At 37.3% G+C, this 16,991-nt stretch carries 10 protein-coding genes and 1 pseudogene; 6 read left to right on the top strand and 5 right to left on the bottom strand.

The window, feature by feature from the left end:
• The first annotated feature begins 524 nt into the window (after window positions 1-524).
• The 4 genes from J2X31_RS12415 (at window position 525) to J2X31_RS12400 (ending at window position 10,650) form a co-directional block, all read left to right on the top strand.
• Entirely contained in the window at window positions 525-3,599 is a 3,075-nt protein-coding gene (locus tag J2X31_RS12415) for a SusC/RagA family TonB-linked outer membrane protein (protein ID WP_310027118.1), read from the top strand.
• 11 nt (window positions 3,600-3,610) lie between these two features.
• On the top strand, window positions 3,611-5,533 hold the full coding sequence (locus J2X31_RS12410; RefSeq protein ID WP_310027117.1) for a RagB/SusD family nutrient uptake outer membrane protein: 1,923 nt from the start codon (window positions 3,611-3,613) through the stop codon (window positions 5,531-5,533).
• 207 nt (window positions 5,534-5,740) lie between these two features.
• Window positions 5,741-7,663, top strand: a complete 1,923-nt coding sequence (locus J2X31_RS12405; protein WP_310027116.1) for a sialate O-acetylesterase — start codon at window positions 5,741-5,743, stop codon at window positions 7,661-7,663.
• A gap of 8 nt (window positions 7,664-7,671) precedes the next feature.
• Entirely contained in the window at window positions 7,672-10,650 is a 2,979-nt protein-coding gene (locus J2X31_RS12400) for a glycosyl hydrolase 115 family protein (protein ID WP_310027115.1), read from the top strand.
• A 230-nt stretch (window positions 10,651-10,880) separates the two neighbouring features.
• Here J2X31_RS12400 and J2X31_RS12395 read toward each other — a convergent pair whose 3' ends face one another.
• Genes J2X31_RS12395 through J2X31_RS12380 form a run of 4 tightly spaced genes read right to left on the bottom strand, consistent with a single transcriptional unit; the run spans window position 10,881 to window position 13,557 of the window.
• A complete protein-coding gene (locus J2X31_RS12395; protein WP_310027114.1) occupies window positions 10,881-11,555 on the bottom strand; it encodes a response regulator transcription factor in 675 nt (224 codons plus the stop codon).
• Window positions 11,552-12,319: a sensor histidine kinase gene (locus J2X31_RS12390; protein ID WP_310027112.1), complete on the bottom strand. Its 768-nt coding sequence runs from the start codon at window positions 12,317-12,319 to the stop codon at window positions 11,552-11,554. The genes J2X31_RS12395 and J2X31_RS12390 overlap by 4 nt, the downstream gene beginning before the upstream one ends.
• A complete protein-coding gene (locus J2X31_RS12385) occupies window positions 12,274-12,939 on the bottom strand; it encodes a hypothetical protein (RefSeq protein ID WP_310027111.1) in 666 nt (221 codons plus the stop codon). The genes J2X31_RS12390 and J2X31_RS12385 overlap by 46 nt, the downstream gene beginning before the upstream one ends.
• 9 nt (window positions 12,940-12,948) lie before the next feature.
• Complete coding sequence (locus J2X31_RS12380) at window positions 12,949-13,557, bottom strand: hypothetical protein (protein ID WP_310027110.1); 609 nt, start codon at window positions 13,555-13,557, stop codon at window positions 12,949-12,951.
• Between the two features lie 314 nt (window positions 13,558-13,871).
• On the opposite strand from J2X31_RS12380, the gene J2X31_RS12375 reads away from it, so the two are divergent.
• A complete protein-coding gene (locus J2X31_RS12375; protein WP_310027109.1) occupies window positions 13,872-14,429 on the top strand; it encodes a phage tail protein in 558 nt (185 codons plus the stop codon).
• Window positions 14,430-14,433: 4 nt separating this feature from the next.
• Here the strand turns inward: J2X31_RS12375 and J2X31_RS12370 are convergent, their stop codons facing one another.
• A complete protein-coding gene (locus J2X31_RS12370) occupies window positions 14,434-15,441 on the bottom strand; it encodes an SAM-dependent methyltransferase (protein WP_310027108.1) in 1,008 nt (335 codons plus the stop codon).
• A gap of 82 nt (window positions 15,442-15,523) precedes the next feature.
• Here J2X31_RS12370 and J2X31_RS12365 point away from each other — a divergent pair.
• Window positions 15,524-16,991 (top strand): annotated as a pseudogene (locus J2X31_RS12365) (SprB repeat-containing protein); the annotation flags it as partial.

Raw genomic sequence — 16,991 nt, 5'->3', positions numbered from 1 at the left:
GTGCATTTTTACAGCTAAATTTTTAATCCGATTATTTAAGCAAACGATTGTATAATTTTCTAATGCAATCTAACATTGTTTACTAACCAAAGAAGATAAAGCTATTTTTTTTTTGTAAGTCTATTAGTAAAATTTCAATCGATTTCGGAGTATTTCAAACCATCAAAACGATTAATTATCAGCTAAATAGAAATATTTTTAAAAAATTGATTTTTGCTAATCCTCTAATGTTTTTGAGGTATCATTAAGTATTTTTCTGTCACATTTCAATTATCATATTCATAATTATATAATGTGCATTTTTAATCCATATAAATTAAGTATAGTATAGAATATTTTTATAAATTTTTCACTAATCGTAAAAAATATATCTCGCAATCGGTTGCGTATAATTTTATTTTATTTATATTTGTTAAATAAAACACAACAAAAGTATTCCTTCAATATTCAAAAAATATTGATCCCAAGGGTGCTTGATTTTCAAACCAAACTAACCAATGTATTAATTATTTAAATTAATTTTTATGACTAAATTTTTTACAATTAAAAGCAGGTCAAAGTATTTAAAACATCTCGGATTTCTACTCCTGATGTTTGCTTTTTCTTTGAATGCTAATGCTCAATCAAGTGTTTCCGGAAACGTCTCGGATGCGAATGGTCCGATACCAGGTGCCAATGTAGTTGTTAAAGGAACTACCAACGGTGTTGGTACAGATGCTGATGGTAATTATACCATTACCAATGTGCCTGCAAATGGAGTTTTGGTGATTAGCTTCATAGGTTATAATGACAAGGAAATGCCGGTTCAGGGCAAAAGCAGAATAGATGTGGTACTCGAAGAAAGCACGAGTACACTAGAAGAAGTGGTAGTAATTGGGTATGGTACTCAAAGAAAAGAAGCTGTAACAGGATCTGTTGCTTCGATTTCGGGAGCTGCCATGCGAGACATTCCTTCGGGAAACATCACTCAGGCTTTGCAAGGTAGGCTTGCAGGTATCGAATTTGCTCAAACATCTTCAAAACCGGGTGCCGCAATGCAGATTCGTGTTCGTGGAACGCGTTCCTTGACAGGAAGCAACGATCCTCTAATTGTGTTGGACGGAATCCCTTTTGCTGGTTCCATCAGCGACATCAATCCGGTAGACATTAAAAGTATCGATGTTTTGAAAGATGCTTCTGCAACAGCTATCTATGGTTCAAGAGGAGCAAATGGTGTTGTTTTGGTGACAACTAATAAAGGACAAAAAGGTGAGAAGGCAACTTTCACCTACAACAGCTACTATTCAATTAAAGAAGTTTTTGCTGAATTCCCTATGATGAATGGTCCTCAATTGGTTGAACTCCGAAAAGCTTCCGGCCTATATCCAGTTAATGGATTAGATGAATCGGATGACGTTGATACTGATTGGCAAGGTAATTTCTACCGAACAGCAATTATGACCAGTCATGATGTGGCAATTGCAGGTGGTACAAAAAATGGTTCTTATAATTTTGGAATTGGTTATTTCCTTGACGAAGCCGTTATTCCAGGACAAAATTACGATCGTTTTTCACTTAGATCCGCATTAGACCAGGAGATTGGTGCTTTTAAATTTGGATTGAATTCAAATAATAATTATTCGGTAGCTCGTGGTGGTAACATGGGAATGTTCGGAGTACTAAGTGCTTCACCTATTGCTAATCCTTTCAATGAGGATGGTTCAACAAAACGAGTGATAGAATCTGCAGCAGATCAGCAATGGGTTTACACTAGAAATACGGTAGAAAATCTTGGTAGTGCTTGGGTGGATGAAAGCAGGTCTTTTGCATCTTACAACAATTTATTTGCCGAAGTAAAGATTCCTGGAATTGAGGGATTGAAATACCGTACTAATGTAGGTTTGAATTTCCGTATGAATAATTCCGGTAGTTATACAGGTGAAGGCGTTTTTAGTCCTACACCAGATAATGTATCTAGAGCAGCCATCAGTAATTCTCTTACTACGCAATGGGTAATTGAAAACTTATTGACTTATGATCGTACTTTTGCAGATAAGCACAAGATTAATTTAATAGGTATGTTTTCTGCAGAAGATAACTCTTTCAACAGATCGGTGGTTTCTGCAACAGATATTGCAAGAGATGAATTTCGATTCTATAATTTAGGACAAACTACCGAGCCTATTGTTGTTGATCCAGCTCAACAAATTTATCAAAAGTCGGGTTTACGTTCCTATATGGCTAGAGCAATGTACTCTTATGATGACCGCTACATGCTTACCGCTACTTTACGTAGGGATGGCTCTTCAAGATTGGCTGATGGAAACAAATGGCATACTTATCCGGCTTTATCAGCAGGATGGAACATCACAAACGAATCCTTTCTAGAAAATAATAAATCTATAAATCTTTTGAAATTACGTGTTGGTTATGGAGAGACTTCAAATCAGGCTGTAAATCCTTACGCAACACTTGGTAGTTTAGGATTAAGACCGTATAACTTTGGTGATCAAAATGCCATGGGTTATTATGTTCAGGAATTGCCTGGTCCTGATTTAGGATGGGAATACTCTCAAACAAAAAATTACGGATTGGATTTTGCTTTTTTCAACAATCGTTTGTCTGGAACTGCTGAATATTATGTTACAAAAACTACAGATCTTTTAATGAGAATTGGGCTTCCTCCTACATCTGGTGCAAGTGGATACATTGCTAATGCTGGAAATTCAATGAATAAAGGTATAGAATTCTCTTTAAACGGTGTTATACTTGATAATCCTAATGGCTTGAGCTGGGAAATGGGAGTTAATATTTATTCAAATAAAAACGAGCTAACAAGTCTTGCTTCTGGACAAGATAGAGACGAAGCAAATTGGTGGTTTGTTGGACAGCCTATCAACGTAATCTATGATTATCAAAAAGAAGGACTTTGGCAAGAAGGTGATCCGTATTTGGATATATTAGAGCCAGGTGGAAATCCTGGTATGATTAAAGTAAAATATACAGGTGAATATAATGCAGATGGAACTCCAGTTAGACAAATTGGACCGGATGACCGTCAGGTTATCAAAATGGATCCAGATTTTCAAGGAGGTTTCAACACTCGTTTCACCTATAAAGGTTTTGATTTAGGAATTGTCGGTTCGTTTCAAAGTGGTGGAGTACTAATCAGTACGCTTCACTCTGCTAATGGATATTTAAATTTATTAAACGGACGTAGAGGAAACGTAGATGTAGATTACTGGACTCCAGAAAATACAGATGCTAAATATCCAAAACCAGGAGGTTTGACAAGTGGTGATAATCCTAAATACGGAACTACAATGGGATATTTTGACGCTTCTTATATGAAAGTTCGTACAATCACATTGGGATATGATTTTAAACAATCCTTTATTCAGGATTTAGGACTTGAAAGATTCCGTCTTTATGCAACTGTAACAAATCCGTTGGTATTGTTCTCTCCTTTCCATAAAGAAACTGGAATGGATCCGGAAACCAACTCTTATGGAAATGAAAATGCGGCAGTTACTGAAACATACAGACCACGATTATTAACTATCGGAACCAATACTCCTGCAACAAGCAGTTTCTTGGTAGGCTTTAATTTAACATTTTAATAAAAAAGACTATGAAATTTATAAAATCAAAAATTTTAATATTAACAAGCTGTATCGCCTTGTCTTTAGCAGCATGTTCTGACGATATTTTAGAAGAACAACCTCGTAGTATTTTAGAACCAGGCTTCTTTCAAACAGAAAAAGGAGTTCTTGGTGGACTGACTTCTATGTATGCACATTTACGCTACATTTATGGACCGGCTTATTACTACAATACTTTAGTTACAGGTACAGATGAAGCAACTTATGCCCAAAGTGCCGATAATAACTTTAAAGATATGGACATGACGGGTGTTGGATCTATTACATCATCAAGCAGTAGAAGTGATGCTTTATGGGGAACAGCTTTCTCCAACATCAATACTGCAAATGGTGTAATTGAATATGCTGGTGCTGTGGGAATATCAGAATCACTCATTGCAGAAGCTAAATTCTTTCGTGCATTCGATTATTTCTTGCTTGCTCAAACTTTTGGTGGCGTGCCATTGGATTTAGGTTCAGGAGAATTAAGGTTTAATGTGTCACCGTCAAGAACTTCTGTAAGAAACACTGTGCCAGAGGTTTATACAAGATGCGTTTTTCCTGATTTGCTTCAAGCTATTGAAGAATTGCCAGCTGGAGAACGTATAAAGGGAAGTGTAACTAAAACAGTTGCCAGATTATACTTGTCTAAAGCATATCTTACTTATGGTTGGTGGTTAGAAAATCCAAACAATGTGCCAACCTACCCTGAAACAACAAGAGTTGATCCTGACGGACATGATGCTCAGTGGTACTATCAGCAAGCTTATAATGTTGCACTTGAAGGAATAGACAATCCAGGACCATACAGTTTACAAGAAACTTTTTATGATGTTAACCTTGGATCTAATGATAGAAACTCAGAATTGATGTTGTATGCAGATCATACTGAAAAGAGTGAATTTTACAATGCAAGTAGCCTTAGTTATGCAAATGGTGCGGCTCCCGATAATTTTGCAGGATGGATGATGACTTGGAATTATACCAACATCAGAAGCTCAGGGGTTAGTTCAGTTCAACGTGCCGCAACACAACCACTAGGACGTCCTTGGACTCGTATGTGTCCTACAATCGGAGTACTAAAAAATACATTTGCAGATAAAACAAACGATTCCCGTTATGATGGAACTTTTGTAACCACCTACAGAGGTAACTGGAATAAAGGGGGCAATACTTCTCCAACATTGGTAAATGCTAATGGTTTGTCAATAAGCCCTGGAGATGCTGTTTTAACGTTCTTAAACGAAGATAATCCAGCCGTTGTTTATGATGCAGCAACAGGAGGAATAGGAGCAGGACTTTTGCCAGGTAGAGCGGATTATGTTATTGAGCCAGGTGCAATCAGCAGAATTGTATATCCAGGTCTTTGGAAACTAGGGCCTTTCAGAACGGATAACGGAGATGGTTTAGGTCAGCCAAATGCCGCAAGTACACGTCCGTATAACATCGCAAAATTCTCTGAGTTTTACTTTATTGCAGCTGAAGCAGCCGTTAAAGGTGCAGCAACAACTGGAGGTAGAGATGCAAGAGCGTTAATCAATGTGATCCGTGCTCGTGCAGGAAAATGGAGATTCGACAATAATGGAAACGTAGTTAAAAATGAGGACAATAGTGCAGCAATGATTGCCGCAACTCCTGGAGTAATCGACATTAATTATATTTTGGCAGAACGTTCAAGAGAATATTATGCCGAAGGATACCGTTGGTTCGATTTGGTTCGTACTCAGAAATGGGAAGAATTGGCAGGAACTTATCAAATTTGCGGACCTACTTATGGAGATCATACGCCTCAAACGTTTACAAGAACAATCGAGAAGTATTTCTATCTTCGTCCAATTCCAATCGGTCAGCTTGATGCAATGATGGGAACTCCACAAGACAAAGCCACTTATCAAAACCCTGGTTACCTATAATCAGTTGAACTTAAAAAACAGATAGTTTTTTCAATATAAGTTTGAGTTAGTTAGTTTTCACAAAAAGCCGAGAGTTAAATACTTTCGGCTTTTTAATATATTCGAATAGGTAATTGATATTTGCACTAAAAATTAGCTACAGAAGCATAGCCAAAAAATTTAAATGCCAAAAAGAAATTGTATTTAGAAATTTAAAAGAAAGTAAAGATGAAAAAAATAATAACAATCATAATCCTTTTTCTAGGAACATTGCTCAATGCTCAAATTAAGCTTCCAAGGCTAATTAGCGATGGAATGGTTTTGCAACGCGATGCCAAAATAAAATTATGGGGCTGGGCTTCCCCAAACGAAAAGATCCAAATAGATTTCAATAATAAAAAATATACTGCTACAACTTCTAAAAATGGAGAATGGACAGTCATTTTACCTTCACAAAAAGCAGGTGGACCTTATCAGATGACTTTATCGTCATCCAATAAAATTGTCCTAAACGACATTCTTTTCGGCGACGTTTGGATTTTAAGCGGACAATCCAATATGGAACTCCCAATGCAACGCGTCAAGGATAAATATACAACTGAAATCTCCAAAGCAAATAACCCAAACATCCGTCACTTTTTGGTTCCCGACAAATATGATTTTGAAAAGGAAAATACCGATGTAGATTCAGGAGAATGGAAAACGGCAACACCCGAAAATGTACTGGAATTTTCAGCCGTAGGATACTTTTTTGCCAATGAAATCTATACCAAATACAAGGTGCCAATCGGTTTGATCAACAGTGCATTGGGAGGTTCCCCTGCCGAAGCTTGGCTAAGTGAAACCACTGTTAAAAAATTTCCAGAATACGCAAAAGAACATCAAAAATTTAAAGACGGTAAACTCATCACCCAAATCGAGGAAAACGATAAAAAAGTCAGTAAAGATTGGTATGAGTTGGCCAATAAAAACGACGAAGGTTTAAAAAACAATTGGAAAAATACAGAATTGAATGATTTAAATTGGCAACAAATGAATATTCCCGGCTATTGGGCAAGCGAAGAACTAGGCTATTTGCATGGAGTTGTTTGGTTCAGAAAAGAATTTAATCTTTCCAAAATCGATCAAAAAACGGCTCATATCGAATTGGGAAGAATCGTAGATGCCGATTCAGTTTTTGTAAACGGAAATTTCATCGGGACAACTTCCTACCAGTATCCTCCAAGAAAATATACGTTTGATACTAAATTTTTGAAAGAAGGAAAAAATGAAATCGTAGTCAGAGTCATCAACAATTCAGGAAAAGGTGGTTTTGTTACCGATAAACCTTATGAACTTGTTGTGGGAAATCAAACCCTAGATTTAAAAGGAAAATGGAAATATAAGCTTGGTGCAAAAATGGAAGCCTTGCCTTCGCAAACGTTTATCAGATGGAAACCTGTCGGACTTTACAACGCCATGATTGCTCCATTGACCAATTATTCCATCAAAGGTGTTCTTTGGTACCAAGGTGAATCCAGTACAAAAAATCCAGCCGAATATGGCGATTTGATGGAAACCTTAATCACCAGTTGGAGAGCAAAATGGAACCAAGGCAATTTTCCCTTTTTATATGTTCAATTGGCAAATTATATGGCTCCAACACCTGAACCAACCGAAAGTAATTGGGCAGCTTTAAGACAACAGCAAAAAAATACTTTGGCTGTAGCAAATACCGGAATGGCTACTATCATTGATATTGGCGAATGGAACGACATCCATCCCTTAAATAAATTTGATGTCGGGAAAAGATTGGCTTTGCAAGCTCAAAAAGTTGCCTACGGCGAAAAAAAGATAGTTGCTTCTGGACCTCTTTTTGAAAGCATAAAAAAGCAAGAAAATAAATTAATTTTATCGTTTTCAGACATTGGTTCTGGATTGATTTCTAAAGACGGAAAACCGTTGCAGGAATTTGCAATTGCTGGAAAAGACGAGAAATTTGTTTGGGCAAATGCCAAAATCGAAGGCGATAAGGTAGTGGTTTGGAGTGATGCTGTTTTAAATCCAGAAAAGGTGAGATATGCTTGGGCAGATAATCCTGATAAAGCTAATTTATTCAACAAAGAAAATCTTCCAGCATCTCCATTTGAAGCAAGTTTAAGCACTAAATAATAAATACAATGAATTTTAATTTTTCAAAAATCATCCAGAAAAAAACTCGATTTTGGTGCAATTTCATTTTGCTATTGTCATTTGCAACAGTATTTGCCCAAGATGAAAGTGCTTACGTATCTAATACAAAAAACAAATCATTTTTTAAATTATCAGATGATGGAAAATCAACGAATTTATTTATCGATTCAAAAGATTTTCCGGGAGTTATCCGAGCTTTGAAAGATTTAAAATCAGATATAGGAAAGGTTACCAACCACGAACCAACCATCATTTTCGACAAATTGCCAACCCAAAAAGAGCTTGTAATCGTTGGGACGTATGGCAAAAGTCCAGTTATCGACCAATTGGTGAAAAGCGGAAAACTCGATGTAAAGGAAGTTACCGGAAAATGGGAAGCCTATTCTATTCAAACGATCGAAAAACCCTTTCCAGGAATTGATAAAGCGTTGGTAATCGTAGGAAACGACAAGCGAGGAACCATCTACGGAATATATGATGTTTCACAAAAAATTGGCGTTTCGCCTTGGTATTTTTGGGCAGATGTTCCCGTAGAACATAAAAATGCTTTGTATGTAAAACCCGTAAAACACAACCAATCGCCAAGTGTGAAATACCGAGGTATTTTCATCAACGATGAAGCTCCAGCTTTGACGAATTGGGTTAAGGAAAATTACGGATTGGTTTCGCCAAGCAAAAATCCTCCGATTGGGAATAATGTTGCCAATTATGGGAGTGAATTTTATGCAAAAGTATTTGAATTGATGCTTCGAATTAAAGCCAATTATCTTTGGCCGGCCATGTGGAGCAACGCTTTTAACGAAGATGATCCCGAAAATCCGCGTCTTGCAGATGAATACGGAATTGTTATGGGTAATTCACATCAAGAACCGATGATGCGATCCCAACAAGAGTGGGACAGACGATACAATAAAACCCTCGGACATTGGAATTATTACAAACATCCCGACACGCTTCAAAAATTTTGGAGGGATGGCATACGAAGAAATAAAAACTACGAAAACATGATTTCAATGGGACTTCGTGGTGCAAATGATTCGGAAATTGAAGGAGGTTTGAAGGACAATATCGCCATGATTGAAGGAATCGTGCATACTCAACAGCAAATCATTAAGGAAGAAACGGGACAGAATTTAGACGAAATTCCACAAACTTGGTGTCTTTACAAAGAAATTTTAGATTATTACAACGAAGGAATGGTTGTTCCGGAAAATATCACACTTTTGTGGGCCGATGACAATTGGGGAAATGTTCGAAGATTGCCAACTCCCGAAGAACGAAAAAGAAGCGGAGGTTCGGGTGTCTATTATCATTTTGATTATCACGGAGGTCCGAGAAGTTATGAATGGATCAACACTAATCCCATTTCCAAGATTTGGGACCAGATGGCGTTGTCTAAACAATATGAAGCCGATAGGATTTGGATTGTAAACGTAGGTCATTTCAAAGGGTATGAATTGCCGATGGAATATTTCATGGATTTGGCCTGGGATACAAAAAAATGGACGAATTCCAACATCAATGTTTATACAAAAGCGTGGGTCATCAAGCAATTTGGTACCGAATATGCCGATGAAATTACCAACATTCTTGCAAAATACACCAAATTCAACGGAAGAAGAAAACCAGAATCTTTATCGCCAGAAACCTACAGTTTGGTACATTACAATGAAGCCGAAAATGTTGTGGCCGATTACAATAAAATAACCGCTGATGCTGAGGCCATCTACAAAAAATTACCAAAAGAAAAACGAGATGCTTTCTATCAAATCGTGTTGTTTCCAACGAAAGCAAGTGCTTTGGTAAACGAACTTTATGTAACGGCATCAAAGAATAAATTATATGCCAAGCAAAAAAGAGCCAGTACGAATGATATGGCAAAACTGACGCAAGATTTGTTTGTGAAGGATACGACTTTGATGCATCATTACAATAAAATTTATGCCGATGGAAAATGGGATCACTTTATGGATCAAACTCATTTAGGTTATACAAGTTGGAATCCGCCACAGAAAAACAGTCTGGATGCAATCAAGCTTTCCGAGCTAGAAATTCCAGAAACGGCTTCGATGGGAATTGCCTTGGAAGGAAGCGAAAACAGTTTCCCGGACCGATCTGAAAAAGCGATTTTGCCAGAGTTTGATGTTTTCAATAACAGCAAGCATTATCTCGAAATCTTTAATACAGGAAAAGGTTCGTTTGATTATGAGATAACTTCTGATGTTCCGTGGATTAGTATTGATGCACCAAAAGGAACGATCAAAGATGAAGATAAACGTGTTTATTTAAGTGTAAACGAAGCGAATCTTCCAAAAGGAAAAACCAATGGAACAGTAACCATTTCCGGTTCAGGAAAAAAAGTTATTGTAAGAATTTCGGCTTTTAATCCTAAAGAAATTAATAAAAAAAATGCAAAAGGTTTTGTAGAAAGTGGAGGAGTGGTTTCGATTGAAGCCGAACATTTTGCAAAGAACACCAACCAAGGCGAACGAGAATGGATCAAGATTGAAGATTATGGCTTGACATTATCAGGAATGAGAGCGACAGCACCTGTTGACGCAGTTTCAGCAATTCCAGGAAAGGATGCACCTTGCATGGAATATCCGATGTATTTATTTACTGAAGGCGAAATCGAAATCAACCTAATAACTTCGCCAATATTGAATTTCATTCCAGGTCGCGATAACAGAATTGCCGTTTCTTTTGATGATGAAACGCCACAATACATCACGAATGTTCCGGATGATTACAAGATTGAATACACGAATAGAGATTGGTCGGAATCGGTTGTAAATCAGGTACGAAAGATTAAAACGAAATTAAAAATCAACAAAGCAGGTTATCATACCTTAAAAGTTTGGATGATTGATCCCGGAGTTGTGGTGCAAAAAATCATCGTTAATACTGGTGGATTGAAGGAAAGCTATCTTGGTCCTCAAGAGAGTTTTAGGACAATCAAGCATTAATTTTTTCACAACTATCGATATTTGCCAATTGTTGGGTAAAAGTTTTGAAAATAGGCGAAAATATTGGTCAAAATTGGATGGTTTTAATTAGGTTTTTCTTTCTTAATTCGGAGGCTGCTTTGTATAAATGAGAAATAACTTGATTTTTATTTGTATAAAAAAAATATTTGGTAAAAATAGAGAGAACAATAATAAATGCATTTTTTATAAACGGCAGATAGCAATGGGCATTATATTCTTGGCAAAAGATCTATGCTTATGATATCGTGTTGAATTGCAAATACCACAAGTCCGGCTATATTTTTTGCACCTGTCTTGATGAAAAGGTTGTTTTTATGCCCTTCTACCGTCCTGCCAGTGATATGAAGTATTTCACCGATTTCGTTGGCTGTTTTTTGCATGCTTATAAGTTTCAGTATCTCAATTTCGCGTTCGGATAGGTCTCTATCGTCGTTTAAAATAAATCTGGAGGTCTTTGTAGCAGGTTTTCCTATCATAGACGCTATTTGATCTTCCATGAAATAGACTGATTTTGTATGGACTGTTTCTATTATTTGTTTCAACAAAATAGGGGAGATCCCTTTGGGAACAAAAGCAGAGGCACCAGTTTTGAACATGAAATTTAAAAAACTATGCTTATAATGGGAGGATATAACTATAATCTTTATCGTTGGAAAATGAATCTTGAGATGACGTGTTGCTTCTATGCCATCCATTCCCTCCATTTTTAAATCAAGAAGTACAATATCAGGGAGTTGCTCACTTTCATTAAGCTTTGCTATGAGTTCGTTGCCGTCTGAGGCGCTAAACAACACTTCATACCCTTGGCTATTATTTAAAAAGTCCTGAAGTAGTACAGCTATCAGGCTATCATCGTCCGTTATGGCTATGGAAATATTTTTCATTGGTTACCGAATTGTAAGTGGTTCAATGTTATGATGGCTGTACTGCCTTTCGAGCTTGATTTTATTTTATGACTGCCTCGAAGGTAAACCATTCTCAGTTCTATATTTTGAAGACCTATACCTTTTTTGGCTTCCTCATAGTCGAAACCTTTTCCATTATCTCTTACAACAAGTGCGAGGTTTGTCTTTGTAGTTTTTAATTGTATGCAAACGTCTGACGCTCCTGAATGTTTGTAGATATTGGTGACAAGTTCCTGTGTGATCCGTGCTATCTGTATCTTGAGGTTTTGGTTTATAGTTGCTGTGGTGTCAATGTTCGTATAAAAATGGATCGTCAGGAATTTTTTCCAAGGCGTTATCATATCTTCGAGAAGCTCATTTAATTCAATAAATTCGAGCATCGGAGGGCTTAAATCATGGGATATTCGCCGTGCTTCATCAATTGTCTCCCCCAGTAGTAGATCAATCTGTTCCCGATTGTATTCCGTTTGGTTCTTCAGCCGTAATATGGTTAATTTACCAATTAGGGAATCATGCAGATCCGCAGCAATACGTTTTCTCTCTTGTTCCTGTACTACAATGCCGCTTTCCAAAAGATTTTTTTGGTATTCGAGTTTCATGCGGGACTCTTTCAGTCTGTTTTCTACCATGCGTTTGAAATTTATCCGCACGAGCTTTACAAATGAAACTGCCAATATCGCTATAACGGCCAGAACAACTAAAATCCAGATTGCAACCGTTTTTGGGTCGAGCCATTTTTCCATATTTCCTTACTTAAAAAAGTATAAAATGAAAATGTTAATAAAAGATTTGCAAACCAAAAATAGAACTTTACAGAGGAGGTAACATTGATAAGAAAATTTACCGGCAGAAAGAAAATCAAGTTTAAAGAAAAATAAATTACAAAAACAGAACTTAACTTTACAATCATGCTATCCTGTTGTTCTTTATTTATGTTTTCAAAAAGATTATTGATTGACATAATGATGATGATGAAAGAACAAATTACTTTAGAATAAGGCTGAAAATCAATTGGTTCTACATCTTTAAGTGTGAACATTTCATAAATCATGTAAACTGAAGCAATGGAAGTAGCTACAGTGTAGAGCGTTATGTTCTTTTTGAAAAAGCAAACCCGGTAGTATATATAAAAAAAGACCAACTCCAATAAGCTAAAAATGACAATAAAGATTAAGTTATTGTTGTAAATCTCTCCTGCAATCCGGCTTAAAATATCGATAGTAAGGCAAACAGAAAGATATACCACCAAGAATTTATTTTTTTTATCCAAGTATCGATAATAGCAAGCACCCGCTATTATGCCAAAAAGCAGTAATAGCGGAACCAGCAGTGTACTGATACTAAGTAACCTGTTAAAGGTCATATCTCTATACTATAGTAAATCTAATAAATAAAAGTTACTTCTTGGAGTAACATCAAAGGGAGGTACGGGTCTTACCGTATCATAAAAAGCTATTGAAGATTTTGAGCGATCTACTGTAACCAGATCTGCACTGTAGCTTCCTAAACCTTCTTGTTTTAAGGCAAAGAAGGTAGAATATTCAACATCTTTTTGCATATAAGAGGAGGGAACATTAAAGGCCTGAAAGATACCTTGTGTTTGTTGCCTATTGTTTATTTGTTCGGTAGCCCATGCTGAACAATCCCTTTTCCATGTATCAATTCTTTTTAGAGCTTCGGCTTCAGGGATTTCATCGGAGTTGCCCATATTTCTCTTTACTTTGCAGATCGTAATGGCGTTGAACAAGTCTGATTCACTACTTTTTTGATCTGCTTCGGCATCAATCAAAAACATATAAAATTCTTTATCAGCTGCACAAATTCCAGGGTAGGCATGAATAGCAGAAGTTTCAGGCTTATTTCTTGTGAAGGAAAAATAATTTCCCAAATTAAGAAACTCTGTCACTTCAAATGAATTGTCTCTAATAGTGTCCCATTCTTTTAAGCAACTTACGATGCTGGCTAAATTGTTAAATTCCATAAATTTTTTGTATTAGTAGTTAATTATTGGTTTTTAGATTTTCTGGGGTGTTTGTCTTTTCAAAGATATAGTTTTAATTATTATTACACAATTTAGTATTCTGATTTTTTTTGTTTTTATTAACAAGTATATAATTGTTATAAATTTTTATAAAACCGTACTGTAGTTTTAAAAAAAACTACAGTACGGTTTTATTTAATCATGCTTCAGCAAATGTAATTATGATTGTATTATTGAAAACAGGTAATTCTACCTGTTGTTGTAATTTTCTACTGTTTTAAATTTGTGCTATTAACCAATTAACACACAAAATCATGGATGAATTTATCGGAGTTATCAAAATTTTTGCAGGAACATTTGCCCCAAGAGGATGGATGTTATGCCAAGGTCAAATGTTGCCAATTTCTAATAATCAAGCATTGTTTTCTATCCTGGGAACAAATTACGGTGGTGATGGAATTACAACTTTTGCATTGCCTAATTTGAGTGGGATAGTGCCTATTGGTACAGGTAATAATCCCAAATCAGGAACTAGGTATGATTTGGCAGAAGTTGGAGGTAGCGAAACCACCAACCTAGGGATTGCAAACATACCAGCACACAAGCACAATGTGACGATACATGCAAGCTCGACTAATGCATCATACAGTCAGCCTATAGCTACTTCAGTATTGGCTGCAGTTGGGAAGCCACAAGGTCGTGATTTTGAGGCCTTTTTTGGCTATACTGATGCTACTCCAGATGTGCAAATGAGTGCAGCTATGGCTACTGAATCCCCAGTTGGAGGTGGTCTGCCTGTTGCAAACATGCAGCCTTTTATGGCAATGAATTATATTATTTGCATGCAAGGGATATATCCTTCTCGTCCTTAAATTACTATTTAAAGCTATAGGCCCACTTTGGTGTTGCGCTAAAATCATAGATCAGTTGGAATTCCTTGTGGGCTTTTAAATGAAATAATGAAGAAAGGCAGTAGGGATTTGTCAGTACGGATTCAGCAGTCTTTAGGCTTAAATCTTCGAAAATCTCTACTTCAGTGAATAATGTGAGGTCTGGATAGGAGTGAAGGTCTTGCGGAACAGGGTAGAATTTAGTAGTAATTTGGTCGCTATTCAATAAAAAAGCATCACCTTTACCAATTGAAAATAGTCTGTCTATATATTTTCGTGTGGGTTCAGATTGCATCTTTGTAGTTTCTAAAGGATTCTGGTTGAATTTTATAAAAGGCTCTTTGCTGAAGGAGGTATATACAAGATCAATATGAATCTGTTGGGGAATGAAGATAGTATGCGGGAGTAATTGAGGGATAAAGTTTTTGGTAATAGCTACCTGTGGTTCGGCGGTAAGCCCATAATGCATGGTTTCGCTAATAAAAAGGTCAATTTCCCATTCAGTGGGTTTTTGATAGGTAGTAGCGTCCGTTTCCACCATCGTAAGACTATAATCGTCAAAGTTTAAAATAGAGATAAGCTTTTTTACAGACTCGATTGAGGATGAATTGATGTCTAAAATGATTGCTTCAACAGCATTTTTCTCGAATAAGGGTAATAAAGGCAATAGTAATGTTGCAAATGGACCACAGCCAGCATAAAGGACTTTTATCTTTCTAGAAGGAAAATCAGATTGCAAATTAATAATAGCCCTGTAAACACCTTTTAGAAAATAACAAGTACGTAAATAATCATCAGTACAAACCGCTGCATGATAAGTAGAAAGAGCCTGACCTCCAGCAATATATTTTTCATTATCGGGGGTTATGTCAAAATGCTTGCCATCTGCAGTAATCTGATTATAAAAAGTTGAAAGCTTTTTTACAGCATTTACCTGCTCCATTATGGTTTGTGAAGAGATAATTTCCTTTGTAATCGTACCCAATTCAGTCATTTGCTTAAAAGTATTATTAATGAGTTTAGAGGTAAGCAATATAGTTTAAAATACAATCAATTAACATAAATAACAAATTAAAATGAAAAAAAAGTTACTTCTAGTATTAATTTTCTTTCTGGCTTTAAGTGAGTCAAGAGCACAGTCAACAGAGACTTTTGAAACCGAGAGTGTCGGATCAGCCAGCTTTACTGATAATGGTCAGGTATTCAATATTACCAGTCAGGCACCCGCCATTTTTGATGTCTTCCTATACTCTGGAGGAGGATGGAATGGTACCTCGATCGATAATAGATTTATAGACAATAGTGGTACAACCTACTTTAATACCCCAGTGCAATTTACGATTTCTGCTGCAGGAGGATCTGCTTTTACGTTAAAGAGTTTTTATCTGTTTTTGGCGAAATCGGATCTTGGGCTTAATGTTACCGGAACGTTGAATGTAACTGGAAAGCTAGGGGGTGTTCAGCAATTTACCGCCACAGCAAACTCTCCTTTTAACACCAGTATGGGAGTCAATAATGGTTATACTTTAATCAATATGGCGAATTTTGGAGGAGCCAACAATTCCAATACTTCCATAGATCAATTTGTAATTACAACTACAGGGAATATAGCCTATGTGGCATTAGATGCGATGACATGGCATTGTCCCTCGGTTACCGTAACCCCAGTTGCTCAAACAAATATTGCCTGTAACGGTGGTGCCACTGGTTCTGCCACGGTAAGTGCTTCTGGCGGAAATGGCTTTTCATACAACTGGACACCAGGTAACCCAGCCGGTGACGGAACGGCTACAGCAACAGGGCTTACTGCTGGTACTTGGACTTGTACAGTTACCAATTCCTGTGGTTTGTCAAGTTCTACATCTTTTACTATCACAGCACCTACTACTGCCTTGACGGCCACCCAGTCTCAGACTGACGTAAGCTGCAACGGTGGTTCCAACGGTACGGCAAGCGTTGTTGCTTCTGGCGGTACAGGTTCATATACCTATTTATGGTCGCCTTCGGGAGGTACGGCTGCAACTACTACAGGTCGTTCGGCTGGTTCCTATACAGTGACCATCACCGATGCCAACGGTTGCTCGATCCAAAAAAACTTTACCATCAATGCACCGTCTGCCTTGACGGCCACCCAGTCTCAGACTGATGTGACCTGCAACGGTGGTTCCAACGGTACGGCAAGCGTTGTTGCTTCTGGCGGTACTGGTTCATATACCTATTCATGGTCGCCTTCGGGAGGCACGGGTGCAACTACTACAGGTCGTTCGGCAGGTTCCTATACAGTGACCATCACCGATGCCAACGGTTGCTCGATCCAAAAAAACTTTACCATCAACGCCCCGGCTGCCTTGACGGCCACCCAGTCTCAGACTGATGTGACCTGCAACGGTGGTTCCAACGGTACGGCAAGCGTTGTTGCTTCTGGTGGTACAGGTTCATATACCTATTTATGGTCGCCTTCGGGAGGCACGGGTGCAACTACTACAGGTCGTTCGGCTGGTTCCTATACAGTGACCATCACCGATGCCAACGGTTGCTCGATCC

The sequence above is a fragment of the Flavobacterium arsenatis genome (assembly GCF_031456785.1).
Taxonomy (GTDB): Bacteria; Bacteroidota; Bacteroidia; order Flavobacteriales; family Flavobacteriaceae; genus Flavobacterium; species Flavobacterium arsenatis.
Note: the sequence above shows the minus strand (reverse complement) of the source record. Positions and strands in the feature narration are given on the sequence as shown.

Coding starts and splice junctions, on each gene's coding strand:
- J2X31_RS12415 (WP_310027118.1), top strand. CDS start 525: ATGACTAAATTTTTTACAATTAAAAGCAGGTCAAAGTATTTAAAACAT.
- J2X31_RS12410 (WP_310027117.1), top strand. CDS start 3,611: ATGAAATTTATAAAATCAAAAATTTTAATATTAACAAGCTGTATCGCC.
- J2X31_RS12405 (WP_310027116.1), top strand. CDS start 5,741: ATGAAAAAAATAATAACAATCATAATCCTTTTTCTAGGAACATTGCTC.
- J2X31_RS12400 (WP_310027115.1), top strand. CDS start 7,672: ATGAATTTTAATTTTTCAAAAATCATCCAGAAAAAAACTCGATTTTGG.
- J2X31_RS12395 (WP_310027114.1), bottom strand. CDS start 11,555: ATGAAAAATATTTCCATAGCCATAACGGACGATGATAGCCTGATAGCT.
- J2X31_RS12390 (WP_310027112.1), bottom strand. CDS start 12,319: ATGGAAAAATGGCTCGACCCAAAAACGGTTGCAATCTGGATTTTAGTT.
- J2X31_RS12385 (WP_310027111.1), bottom strand. CDS start 12,939: ATGACCTTTAACAGGTTACTTAGTATCAGTACACTGCTGGTTCCGCTA.
- J2X31_RS12380 (WP_310027110.1), bottom strand. CDS start 13,557: ATGGAATTTAACAATTTAGCCAGCATCGTAAGTTGCTTAAAAGAATGG.
- J2X31_RS12375 (WP_310027109.1), top strand. CDS start 13,872: ATGGATGAATTTATCGGAGTTATCAAAATTTTTGCAGGAACATTTGCC.
- J2X31_RS12370 (WP_310027108.1), bottom strand. CDS start 15,441: ATGACTGAATTGGGTACGATTACAAAGGAAATTATCTCTTCACAAACC.